Below are 16,995 nucleotides of genomic sequence, written 5' to 3'. Positions count from 1 at the left end.
ATGGCTTTCGAAGCAATGTTCCAGCCGATCCAGATCGGCAAACTGACCATCCGCAACCGCGTGCTCAGCACCGCGCACGCCGAGGTCTATGCCACCGACGGCGGCATGACCACCGACCGGTACGTCAAGTATTACGAAGAGAAAGCCAAGGGCGGGATCGGCCTGGCGATTTGCGGCGGCTCCTCCAGCGTCGCCATCGACAGCCCGCAAGGCTGGTGGAAGTCGGTCAACCTGGCGGACGACCGGATCATTCCGCACTTCCAGAACCTGGCCGATGCCATGCACAAGCATGGCGCCAAGATCATGATCCAGATTACCCACATGGGCCGACGCTCGCGTTGGGACGGCGAGCACTGGCCAACCCTGCTGTCGCCTTCGGGCATCCGTGAACCGGTGCACCGTGCGACCTGCAAGACCATCGAGCCGGAAGAAATCTGGCGCGTGATCGGCAACTACGCCACGGCAGCGGCACGGGCCAAGGCCGGCGGCCTGGACGGCGTTGAACTGTCCGCCGTGCACCAGCACATGATCGACCAGTTCTGGAGCCCGAGGGTCAACAAGCGCACCGACGAATGGGGCGGCAGCTTCGAGAACCGCATGCGTTTCGGCCTGGAAGTGATCAAGGCGGTGCGCAAGGAAGTCGGTCCGGACTTCTGCGTCGGCATCCGCCTTTGCGGTGACGAATTCCACCCGGATGGCTTGTCCCACGAGGACATGAAGCAGATCGCCAAGTACTACGACGACACCGGCATGATCGACTTCATCGGCGTGGTCGGTTCAGGTTGCGACACCCACAACACCCTGGCCAACGTTATCCCCAACATGAGTTATCCACCGGAGCCATTCCTGCATCTGGCGGCCGGTATCAAGGAAGTGGTCAAGGCCCCTGTACTGCACGCGCAGAACATCAAGGACCCGAACCAGGCCACCCGTATTCTGGAGGGCGGCTACGTCGATATGGTCGGCATGACCCGCGCCCACATCGCCGATCCGCACCTGATCGCCAAGATCAAGATGGGCCAGGTCGACCAGATCAAGCAGTGCGTCGGCGCCAACTACTGCATCGATCGTCAGTACCAGGGCCTGGACGTGCTGTGCATCCAGAACGCCGCGACCTCCCGTGAATACATGGGCGTGCCGCACATCATCGAGAAGTCGACCGGTGTGAAGCGCAAAGTCGTGGTGGTCGGTGCCGGTCCTGCCGGGATGGAAGCGGCTCGCGTGTCGGCCGAACGTGGCCACGACGTGACCCTGTTCGAGAAGAAAGAATTCATCGGCGGGCAGATCACTACCGCGTCGAAAGCTCCACAGCGGGATCAGATCGCCGGTATCACTCGTTGGTTCCAGCTGGAACTGGCGCGTTTGAAGGTGGACCTGCGCCTGGGCGTGGCGGCGGATGCAGCGACCATTCTCGACCTGCGTCCGGATGTGGTGGTACTCGCCGTCGGCGGTCATCCGTTCCTGGAGCAGAACGAACACTGGGGCGCGGCTGAAGGCCTGGTGGTCAGCAGCTGGGACGTGCTCGACGGCAAGGTGGCGCCGGGCAAGAACGTGCTGGTCTACGACACCATTTGTGAGTTCACCGGGATGTCGGTCGCCGACTACCTGGCGGACAAAGGCAGCCAGGTCGAGATCGTCACCGACGACATCAAACCGGGTGTGGCCATCGGCGGTACGTCGTTCCCGACTTACTACCGCAGCATGTACCCCAAAGAAGTGATCATGACCGGCGACATGATGCTGGAGAAGGTCTACCGCGAAGGCGACAAGCTGGTGGCGGTGCTGGAGAACGAATACACCGGTGCCAAAGAGGAGCGGGTGGTCGACCAGGTGGTGGTGGAAAACGGCGTGCGTCCGGACGAAGAAATCTACTACTCGCTGAAGGAAGGCTCGCGCAACAAAGGCCAGATGGACATCGAAGCTTTGTTCGCGATCAAGCCGCAACCTTCGCTGAGCACCACGGGTGACGGCTACTTGCTGTTCCGTATCGGCGACTGCGTGGCTCAGCGCAATACACACGCTGCGATCTACGACGCGCTACGGTTGTGCAAGGATTTCTAAGAGCTTGTGGATAACCCTTGTAGGAGCGAGCTTGCTCGCGATGGACGTGAACGATGACGCGGGGAGTCTGATTCAACGCGGTGTTCTCAGGTTTTTCGCGAGCAGGCTCGCTCCTACAAGGGATCAAGCAAGGCATCCAGATAGTTAAGCCCGATGTCTTTGGGAGCTTCACCTATGTTGAACACCCTTCTTCCTATCCTGTTGTTCGCAGCCCTTGGCCTTGGTGTCCTGGGCGCGTTGCGGCGGGTGGCCATGTGGCGCCGGGGCCGGGCTTCGAAAGTCGACCTGATCGGCGGCCTGTTCGCCATGCCCAAGCGCTACATGGTCGATTTGCACCATGTGGTCGCGCGGGACAAATACATTGCCAACACCCACGTCGCCACGGCGGGTGGTGCGGTGGCGTCCATCGTGCTGGCGATCCTGGTGCATGGTTTCGGCCTGCATAATCGCTTCCTCGGCTACGCACTGCTGTTGATGACGGCGGTTATGTTCGTCGGCGCGATCTTTGTTTACCTGCGTCGACGCAACCCGCCGTCGCGCCTGTCGAAAGGCCCGTGGATGCGCCTGCCGAAAAGCCTGCTGGCGTTCTCGGCCTCGTTCTTCCTGTTGACCCTGCCGGTGGCGGGCATCCTGCCGGAAAACTTCGGTGGCTGGCTGTTGGCGTCGGTTCTCGGGGTTGGCGTGTTGTGGGGCGTGTCGGAACTGTTCTTTGGCATGACCTGGGGCGGGCCGATGAAGCACGCCTTCGCCGGTGCGCTGCACCTGGCCTGGCACCGTCGCGCCGAACGCTTTGGCGGTGGTCGGTCCACGGGCCTCAAGCCTCTGGACTTGAGCGACCCGAGCGCGCCGCTGGGCGTGGAAAAACCCAAGGATTTCACCTGGAACCAATTGCTCGGCTTCGACGCCTGCGTGCAGTGCGGTAAATGCGAAGCGGCATGCCCGGCGTTCGCCGCCGGCCAGCCACTGAACCCGAAAAAACTGATTCAGGACATGGTCGTCGGCCTGGCCGGCGGCACCGATGCCAAGTTTGCCGGCAGTCCGTATCCGGGCAAGGCCATCGGTGAGCACGCAGGCAATCCGCATCAACCGATCGTCAACGGCCTGGTGGACGCCGAAACCCTGTGGTCGTGCACCACCTGCCGTGCCTGTGTCGAGGAATGCCCGATGATGATCGAGCACGTCGATGCCATCGTCGACATGCGTCGCCATCTGACCCTGGAAAAAGGCGCAACCCCGAACAAGGGTGCCGAAGTCCTGGAAAACCTGATCGCCACCGACAACCCCGGCGGCTTCGCGCCGGGCGGACGGATGAACTGGGCGGCAGATTTGAACCTCAACCTGCTCAGCGAAAAGAAATCCACCGACGTGCTGTTCTGGGTCGGCGACGGCGCCTTCGACATGCGCAACCAGCGCACCCTGCGCGCCTTCGTGAAAGTGCTGAAAGCGGCGAAAATCGACTTCGCCGTGCTCGGCCTCGAAGAGCGTGACAGTGGTGACGTGGCCCGGCGCCTGGGCGACGAAGCGACCTTCCAGCTGTTGGCCAAACGCAACATCCAGACCCTGGCCAAATACAGTTTCAACCGTATCGTCACCTGTGACCCGCACAGCTTCCATGTGCTGAAAAACGAGTACGGCGCCTTCGATGGCAACTACCTGGTGCAGCACCACAGCACCTACATGGCGGAAATCATCGATGCTGGCGCGCTCAATCTCGGCCAGCACAAAGGCGACAGCGTGACCTACCACGACCCGTGCTACCTCGGCCGCTACAACGGCGAATACGAGGCGCCGCGTCAGGTGTTGCGTGCCCTCGGGATCGAAGTGAAAGAGATGCAACGTTCCGGCTTCCGCTCCCGCTGCTGCGGCGGTGGTGGCGGCGCGCCGATCACCGACATTCCGGGCAAGCAGCGCATTCCCGACATGCGCATGGAAGACATCCGCGAAACCGGCGCCGAACTGGTGGCCGTGGGTTGCCCACAATGTACGGCGATGCTCGAAGGCGTGGTCGAACCCCGTCCGCTGATCAAGGACATTGCCGAACTGGTGGCCGACGCGCTGCTGGAAGACGACGCGGCAAAGCCGGCCGCGCCGGCAAAACGTGAACCTGCGGAGGTGCACTGATGAGCGACATTATCCGCCGCGACCCCCGGGCCGAATGGATTGCACGCAACCGTCTGCACCCGTTGCACGCGGCCATGCAGCCGGCACAACACAGCTGGATGGGGCCTAACGGCGTCATCCGCAAAAATCCCCATGGTGTCGGTTTCATTGGCCCCAACGGCATCAAACGCATCGACCGCAGCGGTGCTCAACAGGGCGGGGCGACCAAGCGCTCGGCTGCCGTCGAAGTGCAATTGCCGCTGCATCAGGTGGCCGCGCCGGCGTTTTACATCAGCGTGGTGCCGGACATGGTCGGTGGTCGCTTGAGCAGTCATGACCGCGACCTGCTGGGCCTGGCCCATCAACTGGCCGGCAGCGACGGCGCAGTGCTGGCCGTGGTGTTCGGTGAGCACAAGGAGAGCGCTTTTGCCACGGCGGGCGTCGACCGTCTGCTGGTGCTTGAGGGCGAAGAATTCAACGGTTATGCACCGGAACAACGGGTCCAGGGCCTGCGGGCTGTGGATAACCAGTTCAGCCCGCGTCACTGGTTGCTGCCGGACAGTCGCACCGGTGGCGGTGAACTGGGTCGGCGCTTTGCCGCCGCCCTGGGCGAACGCCCGGCCACGCGGGTCTGGCAGGTCAAGGATCAGGAGTGTATCGGCCGTGCCGGTGCCGGTTTGCAAGACCTGGCGCGGCCGCTGGCGCGGTTGATTCTGGCGGCTGTCGAATGCGCCGAACCGGTCAGCGAAACCCGTCACGAAGCCTTGCCGGTGGAGTTATCCACAACCGTGGCGCGTAGCCTGTCGCGGATCGAAGATCTGGGCGCGGTGGCCGTCGATCCGGCGGCAATTCCCATGGCCGAAGCCGAGTTCATTTTCTCCGGCGGCAACGGGGTCAAGGACTGGGGACTTTTCCACAGGACCGCCGAAGCCCTCGGCGCGACCGAAGGCGCATCGCGGGTGGCGGTGGACGACGGCTTCATGGCCCGCGACCGCCAGGTCGGCGCATCCGGCACCTGGGTCACGGCACGGGTCTATGTGGCAGTGGGGATTTCCGGGGCGATCCAGCACCTGCAAGGCATCGGTGCCTGCGACAAGGTGGTGGCGATCAACCTCGACCCAGGCTGCGACATGATCAAGCGCGCGGACCTCTCGGTGATCGGTGAGAGCGCGGAGATTCTTCAAGCCTTGATCGAGGCGGTAGAGGCTTACCGCAACGACGCCAAGCGCGATGCGGCTTAAGGGAAGGAAAGGGTTATGAGCACGAAAATCATCAGCCTGGTGTCCATCGGTGCCCACCCGACGTCCGGTCGACCGCGTCGCGCGGAACAGGATGCACGGGCGGTAGAACTGGGCCTGCAATTGGCTGGGGATAACCTGCAGGTGCTGCATGCCGGCGACATCGCCGAGCCTGCATTGCGCGCTTACCTGGGCATGGGGCTGGAGCAACTGCATGTGTTGGAGCAACCGCAAGGCGCCGATGCGCTACCAGCGCTGACCGAGTATCTGCGCGATGCCGGTGCTCAGGTGGTGTTGACCGGCAGTCAGGCGGAAACCGGCGAAGGCTCGGGCATGCTGCCCTTCCTGCTCGCCGAAAGCCTGGGCTGGCCGCTGGTGGTGGGGCTGGCGCAGGTCGAGTCCATCGGTGGCGGTTCGGCGTTGGTGCTGCAAGCCTTGCCGCGCGGTCAGCGTCGTCGTCTGAAGGTGCGCCTGCCGTTCCTGGCAACGGTGGATAACGCCGCGCCCAAGCCTCGGCAGAGCGCTTATGGCCCGGCCCGACGCGGCGTGCTGCAAGCGCAGGACGTCGAGGTCATCGACGATGAGCTGCTCGCGGTCGCCACCCTGCAACCGGCCAAGCCACGGCCCAAGCGCTTGAAGGTGATCAAGGCCAAGAGTGGCGCCGACCGCATGAAAGCCGCGACGGCCAAGGCCAGTGGTGGAGGCGGGCAGGTGCTCAAGGGTGTGACGGCTCAGGCCGGCGCCGAGGCGATCCTCAAATTGCTGATTGAAGAAGGTGTAGTTCGCTAGCAAACACTGTGGGGGCGGCTTGTTCGCGAAAGCGTCGTATCAGGCGGCATTGATGTCGACTGATACTCCGTCATCGCGAGCAAGCTCGCTCCCACAGGATCTCTTCGTCCCGCACCACACTCGTCAGCCCGGTGAGCTACAGTTTTCTATGCGCTGATCAAGGGTGCGGCATGCTTTCGGGAGTTTTCAGACATTCAGCGCTGACTCATAAAACCCTGTTTTTATGACTGGTCTGAATATGAGGACTTTCGCTCTTCTGTTGCTCTGTGCATTGGCCATGTGGTTATCCACAGGCTTGATCTCTGCGGCCCAGACAAAAGCGTCCGAGGCTGATCAGGATTTTTACCGCTGGATAGACTCCGAACAGGGTCGTAGCGCGTCCCTGGCGCAACTGCGGCAACAGTGCGACAAGGTGCTGGATGCCGATAGACACCTCAGCTGTTCGGTGACGGTCTTCGCCAGAATGCTCGAAGCCAAGGCCGTCAACCAAATCCCCGAATACTACCTGGCGATAAAAGCCAGGCATGCCCGGGCGATTGCCGCCAGCGCCGATCTGAAGCCCCTGTTCTCCACGTTTGGCAGTAAATCACTGGCTATCCTGGCGGCGACCGGCGATTTCACGATCAACGGTTCGGCGCGGCATGAGGTGCTGCCGCTTCATCCGTATGCTGACGACTCATACACTGCTGAACAAGTGCTGCCATTTATCGAGGTCGGCGCGGCCAATGGTGTCTCGGCGCGTTTTGTCCTGGACACGGGCGCACCGCAAACCCGGGTTAACATCGACACTGCGAAACAGATGGGCATCAGGTTGTTGCCCGATGCTTTTTATCGCTACAGCACGTTTTATGGCGAAAAGGGCTTGGCCGCGAGACTGGGAATTCTCCGGTCGCTGAAAGTCGGCACCCGCGAGTTCAGGAACGTCCTGGTCTTTGTCAGCGACCGGGATAATCTGTTGGGGCTCGATCTGATCGGCAAGCTGGGGCGCTTGAGGATCACCAGCAGAACACTGGAGCTGAATCCGCCGCCGGCCACACGCTGTGATGCGTCGATTGTCATTAGCCGCCTGGATCTCAATCAACGGTTGGTGATGGCCGCACAGCTGGATCGCCGGGCAACGCAGGCCATCATCGATACCGGAAATGTCGACTACCTGACGGCCTCGTCGCCCGGCAGACAGCTCAGTGTCGTGCAGGGGCTGACACCCGGAAGCTCAAGCGTTTCCACCAACGACAACAAGCGTTTCCAACGCTACGACGGCGTATTGGCCCTGCAAGGCAACACCATGGCGGTCACCTACAAATACTACCCGGGCTTTACCATCCCGCCGTCGCTGATTGGTGGGCAATACGTCCCGTCGATATTGCTCGGATGGCGCGCGTTCAAAGACTTTGAGTTGAACCTGGACCTGGATTCAGGTCGCTCATGCCTCAATAAAGTTTGAGCAACGTCGGTGTTTACCCACAATCCCTGTTGGTGGTTCTGTGGATAACATGTTCGCCCCTCGCTACACCCCATACAAATCAAGCCTTGCAAGTCGTCGTTCAAAAAACAACCAGTGTTGCTCGTGGTTTTTCCAAGCTTTTTCAAGGGGATAAGTGCTGCTGTAGATGCCGACTTGCCCCCAATCTCTGTTGGCGCTTCTGTGGATAAGATGTTTGTTATCGGCTGTAGGCCTTATAAACAGCGGCTTTCATGGGTTCGATCAAAAAGTGATCAATTGGTGTGTTTGAGCCATGGAATTCCACGCAAACACCGGTTTCTTACGGGTTGTAGCGGTTTTCCACAGAGCCTTCGAAGTTAACCCCAAAGTCTGTTGGCGTTTCTGTGGATAAGGTGTTTGCGATCCTCTGTAAGCTACGCAGTCCGTGTCTTTCAGACTTGTGGCTAAAAAACGATCAGCTCGCCCGTGGAAGCATGCTTCTGGACAAGTCACGATTTATCTTTGGGTTTTGTGAAGAAAATTTGCGGTCTTTCCACAGTTGTCCCCAATAGCTGTGGGTGGAGATGTGGATAACTTGTTCGCGGAAGGCTGGGAGGTGCGGCGGGCATAGGCCTGAACGAGATAGGTCATATTTCGTACAGTTCTAATGCGCTGAGAGAAAACCTGTCGCGGGCAAGCCCCTTGTAGGAGCGAGCTTGCTCGCGAAGGTCGTGAACGATAACGCTTAAAACCAGATGCCAGCGGTGGCTTTGGGTTTTTCGCGAGCAAGCTCGCTCCTACAGGGAGTTGCTTCAGCCTTGTACTGGTACACCCTTGAGGTACGGCGCAGGCTCGGCCCCCAGGTTGCTCAGCAGGCGCTCGCTGTACCAGTCCACGAAGTTGACCACGCCGAACTCATAGGTCTTGGAGTACGGACCAGGCTGGTACGCGGTGGAGTTGATGCCGCGCTGGTTCTCTTCGGCCAGGCGACGGTCCTGGTCGTTGGTGGCGTCCCAGACCTGGCGCATACGCTCCACGTCGTAGTCCACGCCTTCGACCGCATCCTTGTGCACGATCCACTTGGTGGTGACCATGGTTTCCTGGGCGCTGATCGGCCACACGGTGAACACGATGATGTGGTCGCCCATGCAATGGTTCCAGGAGTGCGGCAGGTGCAGGATACGCATCGAGCCCAGGTCCGGGTTCTTGATGCGGCCCATGAGCTTGGCGCAGCCCTGTTTGCCGTCCATGGTCATCGACACGGTGCCCTTGAGCAGCGGCATGCGCACGATGCGGTTACGCAGGCCGAAGCTGGCGTGGGCGTAAGGGATTTTCTCGGCTTCCCAGGCAGCGGCGGAGGCGGCTACGTGGTCCTTGAAGGCCTGGTCCGCGCGCGGGTCGGTAACGTCGTCCCACTCCAGCAGGGTTTTCAGCAGTTCCGGGTGCGACGCGTTGCAGTGGTAGCACTCACGGTTGTTTTCCAGCACCAGTTTCCAGTTGGCCTTTTCCATCAAGGTGGTGGTAATTGCCACCTTGGTGTTTTCCATGTCGTACGGTTCCATGTAATGGTTGAGCGTCGACAGGAAGTCATCGATGGCCGGCGGGTTCTCCGCCAGGCTGATGAAGATGTAGCCGCCAGCGGTCTTCACGTTCACCGGCTTGAGGCCGTACTGGTTCATGTCGAAGTCGGCGCCCATTTCGGTGCCGGCGAACAGCAGGCGGCCGTCGAGTTCGTAGGTCCACTGGTGGTAGTGGCAGACTAGCTTGGCGACCTTGCCCTTGTCGCTGGTGCACAGGCGCGAGCCACGGTGGCGGCAGACGTTGTGAAACGCATGCACCACGCCTTCGGCTCCACGAATGACGATGATCGGGTTCTTGCCGATCTGCAGGGTCAGGTAGTTGCCCTTGGTCGGGATCTCGCAGGTCATGCCGGCGATCAACCACTCTTTCTGAAAGATTTCCTGCATGTCGATATCAAACAGGCGTTCGTCAGAGTAAAACGGCTGCGGCAGCGAGAACGTGCGCTCGCGCTCTTGCAGCATCTGTGCGGTGGCCTTGCGTGCGGGTTCCAGCGGATCGCCCAGGCTCAGGGTAGTAGTGACGTCCATCGTTTAATCCTCAAGGCCATCTGCGTGGCCGGCGAAAGTGGCTAATCAGGGTTGCTACGCAAGGTGTAATGGTTGTGTCTTGGTATGGGGCGAGTGTGGGGCCGGCGCTGGCCAGAACCTTATCCATGGGCGACATGGTGCAATCTGTTCCCGACGCGCAAGCCCCGGTCGTTGGGGGCTGGTCGCGATAAGCATGTCAATGTCGCAGATAGGTAAATGGATGATTCGCGCTATACGCAGAATCGCCAACATGAAGGCCGGCAGTCGGCCGTGGAGATCAGCATGTCCAACAGCTTCCTGAACCCGGTAACCACCCAGACCTGGGCCAATGGTCGACACATCGTCCGTTGCGTCAAAGTCATCCAGGAAACCTGGGATGTGCGCACCTTTTGCTTCATGGCCGACCAGCCGATCCTGTTCTTCTTCAAACCGGGGCAGTTTGTCACCCTGGAGCTGGAGATTGAAGGCCAGCCGATCATGCGTTCGTACACCATTTCCAGCTCGCCGTCAGTGCCGTACAGCTTTTCGGTGACCATCAAGCGCGTGCCGGGCGGCAAGGTGTCCAACTGGCTGCACGACACGCTGCACGAAGGCCAGGAGCTGGCGGTGCACGGGCCGGTCGGACTGTTCAATGCCATGGACTTCACCGCGCCGAAAGTGCTCTACCTCAGCGGCGGCGTTGGTATCACGCCGGTCATGTCCATGGCGCGCTGGTTCTATGACACCAACGGCAATGTCGACATGGTGTTTATTCACAGCGCCCGTTCGCCCAAAGACATCATTTACCACCGCGAACTGGAACATATGGCATCGCGGATCGAAAACTTCAGCCTGCACCTGATCTGCGAGAAGCACGGCATGGGTGAGCCCTGGGCCGGTTATCGCGGTTACCTGAACCACAGAATGCTTGAATTGATGGCGCCGGACTTCCTTGAGCGCGAAGTGTTCTGCTGTGGGCCGACACCCTATATGAATGCGGTCAAGCGCTTGCTGGAAGCCGCTGGCTTCGACATGTCGCGTTATCACGAAGAATCCTTCGGTGCGACCCCGCCAGAGGCGCGCGCTGACGCCGTGGAACACGCCGAACAAGCGGCCGAGGCGCCGGAAGTCGACGTGGCGGATCTGCACCAGGTGGAATTCACGGCGTCCGGCAAGAGCATTCGTGTGGCCCCGGGCGAGACCGTGCATGCGGCGGCGGCCAAAGTCGGCCTGATGATTCCGAAAGCCTGCGGCATGGGGATTTGCGGGACTTGCAAGGTACTGAAGCTGGGCGGCGAAGTGGAGATGGATCACAACGGCGGGATCACCGAGGAAGACGAAGCGGAAGGGTTCATCCTGTCGTGCTGCAGCGTGCCGAAGGGGGATGTGCGGATCGAATATTGATGGTCACGCAATAACCCCTGTAGGAGCGAGCATGCTCGCGATGGACGTCAACGATAACGCTTGCAACCTGACACCCCGCGGCGTTCTCAGGTTCATCGCGAGCATGCTCGCTCCTACAGGGGAGGGTGTTTCAGTCAATAAACAGGTCAGTCATCAGCTTGTCGCTGCTGTCGGGCGCGAACCGATAGTGTTCGAATTCCGTCACACCGCTTTCCCGCAGAATTTCCTCATCAATCAGCAAGCGCCCGGTCAGGCTGCGGTTTGCGCTGCTCAGAATCACATGGGCGGCATCCGCCATGATCGTCGGCAGACGCGCATGCTTGAACGACTCCCTCGACCCCAGCTGAAACTCGATCGCGGCAGTGGCGATCATGGTCTGTGGCCACAGCGAGTTGACGCTGATCCCGTAGTTCTTGAATTCCTCGCTCATGCCCAAAGTCAGCATGCTCATGCCGTACTTGGTGACGGTGTAGGGGCTGTATTGGGCGAACCACTTGGTGGCCAGGTTCAGCGGCGGAGACAGGTTGAGGATGTGGCCGCCGGACTTCTTCAGGTACGGCAACGCAGCCTGACTGCACAGCAAGACGGCGCGGGTGTTGATCTGGTGCATCAGATCGAAGCGCTTGAGCTCAAGGTGCTGGACCCCGGTGAGCTTGATCGCCCCGGCGTTGTTGATCAGTGCATCGATGCTGCCGAAATGTTCGTTGGCCTGGGCCAGGGCCGCACGTACGGCATCCTCTTCACGCACATCCACCTGCAAGGCCAGCGCCTTGCCGCCCGCGGCTTCCACTTCCTTGGCCACACTGAAAATCGTGCCTGGCAGCTTGGCGTGGGGTTCGGCACTTTTGGCGGCGATCACGATGTTGGCCCCATCGCGTGCGGCCCGCAGCGCGATCTCGCGACCGATGCCGCGGCTGGCGCCGGTGATGAACAGGGTTTTGCCTTGCAATGACATGCTGACGCTCCTGATTGTTGTTATGTGAGCGGGGTGGCTCGACAGACAATGTAGACGAAGTCTTCAGGTGCGGACTGTCAGGGGATGCGGAGGGCTTTTGTAGGAGTGAGCCTGCTCGCGATAGCGGTCTTTCATCCAGCAGATCTGGTGAATGATCGGGCCTCATCGCGAGCAGGCTCGCTCCCACAGGGTTTGTGGCGTTAGTGAGACATCACTTCACGGATATCCCGCGCCAATTCACGCACGCGCTCTTCCTCGGTATCCCACGAGCACATGAAGCGTGCGCCGCCGTTGCCGATGAAGGTGTAGAAGCGCCAGCCCTTGGCGGTCAGTGCGGCGATGGCCGGTTCCGACAGTTGCAGGAACACGCCGTTGGCCTGTACCGGGAACATCAGTTCCACGCCAGGGATGTCGCTGACCAGTTCGGCCAGCAATTGCGCGCAGTGGTTGGCGTGGTTGGCGTATTTGAGCCAGGCGTCGTTTTCCAGGATCCCGACCCACGGCGCCGACAGGAAGCGCATTTTTGAAGCCAGCTGCCCGGCTTGCTTGCAGCGGTAATCGAAGTCTTCAGCCAGTTTATGGTTGAAGAACAGAATCGCCTCGCCCACCGCCATGCCGTTTTTCGTGCCGCCAAAGCACAGCACGTCGACGCCGGCCTTCCAGGTCAGATCAGCCGGAGTGCAGCCGAGGAATGCGCAGGCGTTGGAGAACCGTGCGCCGTCCATGTGCAGGTTCAGGCCCAGTTCCTTGCAGGTGGCGCTGATGGCGCGAATTTCGTCCGGGGTGTAGACGCTGCCGACTTCAGTGGCCTGGGTCAGGGTCACAACGCGGGGTTTCGGGTAGTGGATGTCCTGGCGCTTGAGCGCGACTTCGCGGATCGATTCCGGGGTCAGCTTGCCGTTTTCAGTGCGGGCGATCAGCAGTTTGGAACCGTTGGAGAAGAACTCCGGGGCGCCGCATTCGTCGGTTTCGACGTGGGCGGTTTCCGAGCAGATCACGCTGTGGTAACTCTGGCATAGCGACGACAGCGCCAGCGAGTTGGCGGCGGTGCCGTTGAAGGCGAAAAACACTTCGCAGTCGGTCGCAAACAGTTTGCGGAAATCATCGGACGCGCGGGCGGTCCACTCGTCGTCGCCGTATGCGCGCTGGTGGCCGTGGTTGGCCTGTTCCATGGCAGCCCATGCTTCAGGGCAGATGCCGGAATAGTTGTCGCTGGCGAATTGTTGGCTCTTGTCGGTCATGGCCTGCTTCCGTGGTCGAGATGCCTATGGTGAAGCGTCCCGTGGTAATGAGGGTGCGCACTGTACCCAAGATCGTCAGGTAGAGCGCACAGGATGTCGCTGTCGGGAACATACACAGTCGAAGGGCAATTATGCACGTGACTATTCACAAGAGCATGCACAAGGCCATGCACTTAAAACAGCGCGACGGTGCACTGGATCTGCTCAAGTGGCTGGCGCTTTTGAGCATGGTGCTCGATCACCTGCGATATGTCGGTTATTCCGCCGATTGGCTGTATGTGCCGGGGCGCCTGGCGTTTCCGTGGTTCTGCCTGGCAATGGCGGCCAATCTGGCGCGCGCGCGAACTACGACGACCGGTGGCCAGTGGCGCTATCTGGGCTGGTTGTTGCTGTTTAGCGCGGTGAGTGAAATTCCTTACCGGATGTATATTCCCAATCCCGACACCTTGAACGTACTGCCCACCCTTGCCCTGGGTTTGCTGGTGATTCGTGGCTGGCAGCAGCCGGTGTTTGCCTCGCGCCTGCTGGCCGTTGGCGCGTTGCTGCTGGCAGGGGTTTTCTCCCAGCGATTGATGTTCGGGTTTTTTGGCGTGCTGTTGCCGCTGGCGATGCTGCTGTTACTGCAGCGGCCCTGGTATTTCGCGCTGTTGGCGGGGGTGGTATGCCTGGCGGCCAATCAGTGGCAGGTACTGTATTACGCCACTCGTCTGGGCAATGTCGCGGCGATTCCGGCCATCGTCACGTGCCTGATTGCGCCATGGCTCGGGCTGTTCTTGTTGCGACATGCAAAGGGCGTAAAACCACCGCCGATGCGGCGCTGGGCGTATGCGCTCTATCCCGCGCATTTCCTGTTATTGCTCGCAGTGCGACAGGTCATCGCCTGACCCTGTAGGAGTGAGCCTGCTCGCGATGGCGGCGCCACATTCGGTAATGATGGTGGCTGACCCACCGCTATCGCGAGCAGGCTCGCTCCTACAGAGGATCTGCGCCGGATCGACGGTCGTGTCCGGCATGCCATTTACCGTCATGTCGTAAACGCACCTTTGCGTGGCGCCCGTAGGCATTTGACGACTCCAAGCCAGTCATACCATCGCTACCAAAGGGCACTGCCGAAACGCCAGTGCCTCACCGAGACGAATGGCGCACCGCCGCCGCTGGGAGAGACGCGATGTTCAGCAAGCAAGACCAGATCCAGGGTTACGACGATGCACTGCTGGCGGCGATGAATGCCGAGGAGCAACGTCAGGAAGATCATATCGAGCTGATCGCGTCGGAGAACTACACCAGCAAGCGCGTGATGGAAGCGCAAGGCAGCGGCCTGACCAACAAATATGCCGAAGGCTATCCGGGCAAGCGCTACTACGGTGGCTGCGAGCACGTTGATAAGGTTGAGGCGCTGGCCATCGAGCGCGCCAAGCAGCTGTTCGGCGCCGATTACGCCAACGTGCAGCCGCACTCCGGTTCCTCGGCCAACAGCGCCGTGTACCTGGCCCTGCTGCAAGCCGGCGACACCATCCTCGGCATGAGCCTGGCCCACGGCGGTCACCTGACCCACGGCGCCAAAGTGTCGTCCTCGGGCAAGCTGTACAACGCCGTGCAGTACGGCATCGACACCAAGACCGGTCTGATCGATTACGACGAAGTCGAGCGCCTGGCCGTCGAGTGCAAGCCGAAGATGATCGTTGCCGGCTTCTCGGCCTACTCCAAGACCCTGGACTTCCCGCGCTTCCGCCAGATCGCCGACAAGGTCGGTGCGCTGCTGTTCGTCGACATGGCCCACGTTGCCGGTCTGGTCGCAGCTGGTCTGTATCCGAACCCGCTGCCTTACGCTGACGTGGTCACCACCACCACCCACAAGACCCTGCGCGGTCCGCGTGGTGGCCTGATCCTGGCCAAGTCCAACGAAGAAATCGAGAAGAAGCTCAACGCGGCAGTTTTCCCGGGTGCCCAGGGCGGCCCGCTGATGCACGTGATCGCCGGTAAGGCCGTGTGCTTCAAGGAAGCGCTGGAGCCTGGCTTCAAGGTTTACCAACAACAAGTGATCGACAACGCCCAGGCCATGGCCGGCGTGTTTATCAAACGCGGCTACGATGTAGTGTCCGGCGGTACCGACAACCACCTGTTCCTGGTCAGCCTGATCCGTCAGGGCCTCACCGGCAAAGAGGCGGATGCAGCACTCGGTCGCGCCCACATCACTGTGAACAAGAACGCTGTCCCGAACGATCCACAGTCGCCGTTCGTGACCTCCGGCCTGCGCATCGGCACCCCGGCGGTCACCACTCGCGGCTTCAAGGTGACCCAGTGCGTCACGCTGGCCGGCTGGATCTGCGACATCCTCGACAACCTCGGCGACGCCGATGTCGAGGCCAATGTCGCCGAGCAAGTGGCAGCCCTGTGCGCGGACTTCCCGGTTTATCGCTGAGTGCGGTTTTGGAGTAAATGACTATGCAACGCTACTCGGGCTTCGGCCTCTTCAAACACTCTCTCAGCCATCATGAAAACTGGCAGAAAATGTGGCGCACGCCGACCCCTAAAAAGGTCTACGACGTGGTCATCGTCGGCGGTGGCGGGCATGGTCTCGCCACGGCCTACTACCTGGCCAAGGAACACGGCATCACCAACGTGGCCGTGGTCGAGAAAGGCTGGCTGGGCGGCGGTAACACCGCGCGCAACACCACCATCGTTCGCTCCAACTACCTGTGGGACGAGTCGGCGCACCTGTACGAACACGCGATGAAACTGTGGGAAGGCCTGTCCCAGGACCTGAACTACAACGTGATGTTCTCCCAGCGCGGCGTCTACAACCTGTGCCACACCCTGCAGGACATCCGTGATTCCGAGCGTCGGGTCAGCGCCAACCGCCTCAACGGCGTGGACGGTGAACTGCTCGATGCCAAGCAGGTTGCCGATGAGATTCCGTACCTCGACTGCTCGAAAAACACTCGCTACCCGGTGATGGGCGCTACCGTCCAGCGTCGCGGCGGTGTGGCCCGTCACGATGCCGTGGCCTGGGGCTTTGCCCGGGCCGCCGACGCCCTGGGCGTGGACCTGATCCAGCAGACCGAAGTGATCGGTTTCCGCAAGGAAAACGGCGTGTGCATCGGCGTTGAAACCAACAAGGGCTTCATCGGCGCCAAGCGCGTCGGCGTAGTGACCGCCGGTAACTCCGGGCACATGGCCAAACTTGCCGGTTTCCGTCTGCCGATCGAATCCCACCCGCTGCAAGCGCTGGTGTCCGAGCCGATCAAGCCGATTATCGACAGCGTGATCATGTCCAACGCCGTACACGGCTACATCAGCCAGTCCGACAAGGGCGACCTGGTGATCGGTGCCGGTATCGACGGCTACAACGGCTACGGCCAGCGTGGTTCGTACCCGGTGATCGAGCACACCATCCAGGCCATCGTCGAGATGTTCCCGGTGCTGTCGCGCGTACGCATGAACCGCCAGTGGGGCGGCATCGTCGACACCACGCCGGATGCCTGCCCGATCATTTCGAAAACACCGGTACCGAACATGTTCTTCAACTGCGGTTGGGGCACCGGTGGCTTCAAGGCGACACCTGGTTCGGGCAACGTATTTGCCGCGAGCCTGGCCAAGGGTGAAATGCACCCATTGGCCGCACCTTTCTCCATCGACCGTTTCCACAACGGTGCGTTGATCGATGAACACGGCGCTGCTGCGGTTGCCCACTAAC

Annotated in this window: 12 protein-coding genes; 9 read left to right on the top strand and 3 right to left on the bottom strand. The window is 60.9% G+C overall.

Annotated features, from left to right (window positions below):
• From dgcA to AC3ITA_RS26645, 5 genes are all read left to right on the top strand, one after another.
• Complete coding sequence (gene dgcA / locus AC3ITA_RS26665) at nt 1-2,061, top strand: dimethylglycine demethylation protein DgcA (RefSeq protein WP_414929542.1); 2,061 nt, start codon at nt 1-3, stop codon at nt 2,059-2,061.
• A gap of 174 nt (nt 2,062-2,235) precedes the next feature.
• A complete protein-coding gene (dgcB, locus tag AC3ITA_RS26660; RefSeq protein ID WP_414929543.1) occupies nt 2,236-4,182 on the top strand; it encodes a dimethylglycine demethylation protein DgcB in 1,947 nt (648 codons plus the stop codon).
• Nucleotides 4,182-5,402 carry an electron transfer flavoprotein subunit alpha gene (gene etfA / locus AC3ITA_RS26655; RefSeq protein ID WP_150672041.1) on the top strand — a complete coding sequence of 407 codons (1,221 nt, stop codon included), beginning with the start codon at nt 4,182-4,184 and terminating at the stop codon, nt 5,400-5,402. The genes dgcB and etfA overlap by 1 nt, the downstream gene beginning before the upstream one ends.
• 15 nt (nt 5,403-5,417) lie before the next feature.
• Nucleotides 5,418-6,188, top strand: a complete 771-nt coding sequence (gene etfB, locus AC3ITA_RS26650; protein WP_489278819.1) for an electron transfer flavoprotein subunit beta — start codon at nt 5,418-5,420, stop codon at nt 6,186-6,188.
• Between the two features lie 277 nt (nt 6,189-6,465).
• Nucleotides 6,466-7,632, top strand: coding sequence for a retropepsin-like aspartic protease (locus tag AC3ITA_RS26645; protein ID WP_489278818.1), 1,167 nt, complete (start codon nt 6,466-6,468; stop codon nt 7,630-7,632).
• A gap of 791 nt (nt 7,633-8,423) precedes the next feature.
• On the opposite strand, the gene gbcA is transcribed toward AC3ITA_RS26645, so the two are convergent.
• On the bottom strand, nt 8,424-9,719 hold the full coding sequence (gene gbcA, locus AC3ITA_RS26640) for a glycine-betaine demethylase subunit GbcA (protein WP_095944895.1): 1,296 nt from the start codon (nt 9,717-9,719) through the stop codon (nt 8,424-8,426).
• Nucleotides 9,720-10,001: 282 nt separating this feature from the next.
• On the opposite strand from gbcA, the gene gbcB reads away from it, so the two are divergent.
• Nucleotides 10,002-11,102, top strand: a complete 1,101-nt coding sequence (gene gbcB, locus AC3ITA_RS26635; protein ID WP_095944897.1) for a glycine-betaine demethylase subunit GbcB — start codon at nt 10,002-10,004, stop codon at nt 11,100-11,102.
• A gap of 130 nt (nt 11,103-11,232) precedes the next feature.
• Here the strand turns inward: gbcB and AC3ITA_RS26630 are convergent, their stop codons facing one another.
• Together AC3ITA_RS26630 and AC3ITA_RS26625 are read right to left on the bottom strand one after the other, a co-directional pair.
• Entirely contained in the window at nt 11,233-12,057 is an 825-nt protein-coding gene (locus AC3ITA_RS26630) for an SDR family oxidoreductase (protein ID WP_489278816.1), read from the bottom strand.
• A gap of 200 nt (nt 12,058-12,257) precedes the next feature.
• The gene (locus AC3ITA_RS26625) at nt 12,258-13,298 is read right to left on the bottom strand and encodes a threonine aldolase family protein (RefSeq protein WP_095944899.1); all 1,041 of its coding nucleotides are present in this window, start codon (nt 13,296-13,298) and stop codon (nt 12,258-12,260) included.
• Between the two features lie 131 nt (nt 13,299-13,429).
• Here AC3ITA_RS26625 and AC3ITA_RS26620 point away from each other — a divergent pair, with 131 nt between their 5' ends.
• The 3 genes from AC3ITA_RS26620 to AC3ITA_RS26610 all read left to right on the top strand — a co-directional run bounded on the left by AC3ITA_RS26620 (nt 13,430) and on the right by AC3ITA_RS26610 (nt 16,994).
• Nucleotides 13,430-14,182, top strand: coding sequence for a TraX family protein (locus AC3ITA_RS26620; protein ID WP_489278814.1), 753 nt, complete (start codon nt 13,430-13,432; stop codon nt 14,180-14,182).
• Between the two features lie 284 nt (nt 14,183-14,466).
• Nucleotides 14,467-15,720, top strand: a complete 1,254-nt coding sequence (gene glyA, locus AC3ITA_RS26615) for a serine hydroxymethyltransferase (protein ID WP_046039380.1) — start codon at nt 14,467-14,469, stop codon at nt 15,718-15,720.
• Nucleotides 15,721-15,743: 23 nt separating this feature from the next.
• The gene (locus tag AC3ITA_RS26610) at nt 15,744-16,994 is read left to right on the top strand and encodes a sarcosine oxidase subunit beta (RefSeq protein ID WP_007947735.1); all 1,251 of its coding nucleotides are present in this window, start codon (nt 15,744-15,746) and stop codon (nt 16,992-16,994) included.
• The last annotated feature ends 1 nt before the right edge of the window (nt 16,995 follow it).

Source organism: Pseudomonas sp. GL_090 (genome assembly GCF_057837765.1).
Note: the sequence above shows the minus strand (reverse complement) of the source record. Positions and strands in the feature narration are given on the sequence as shown.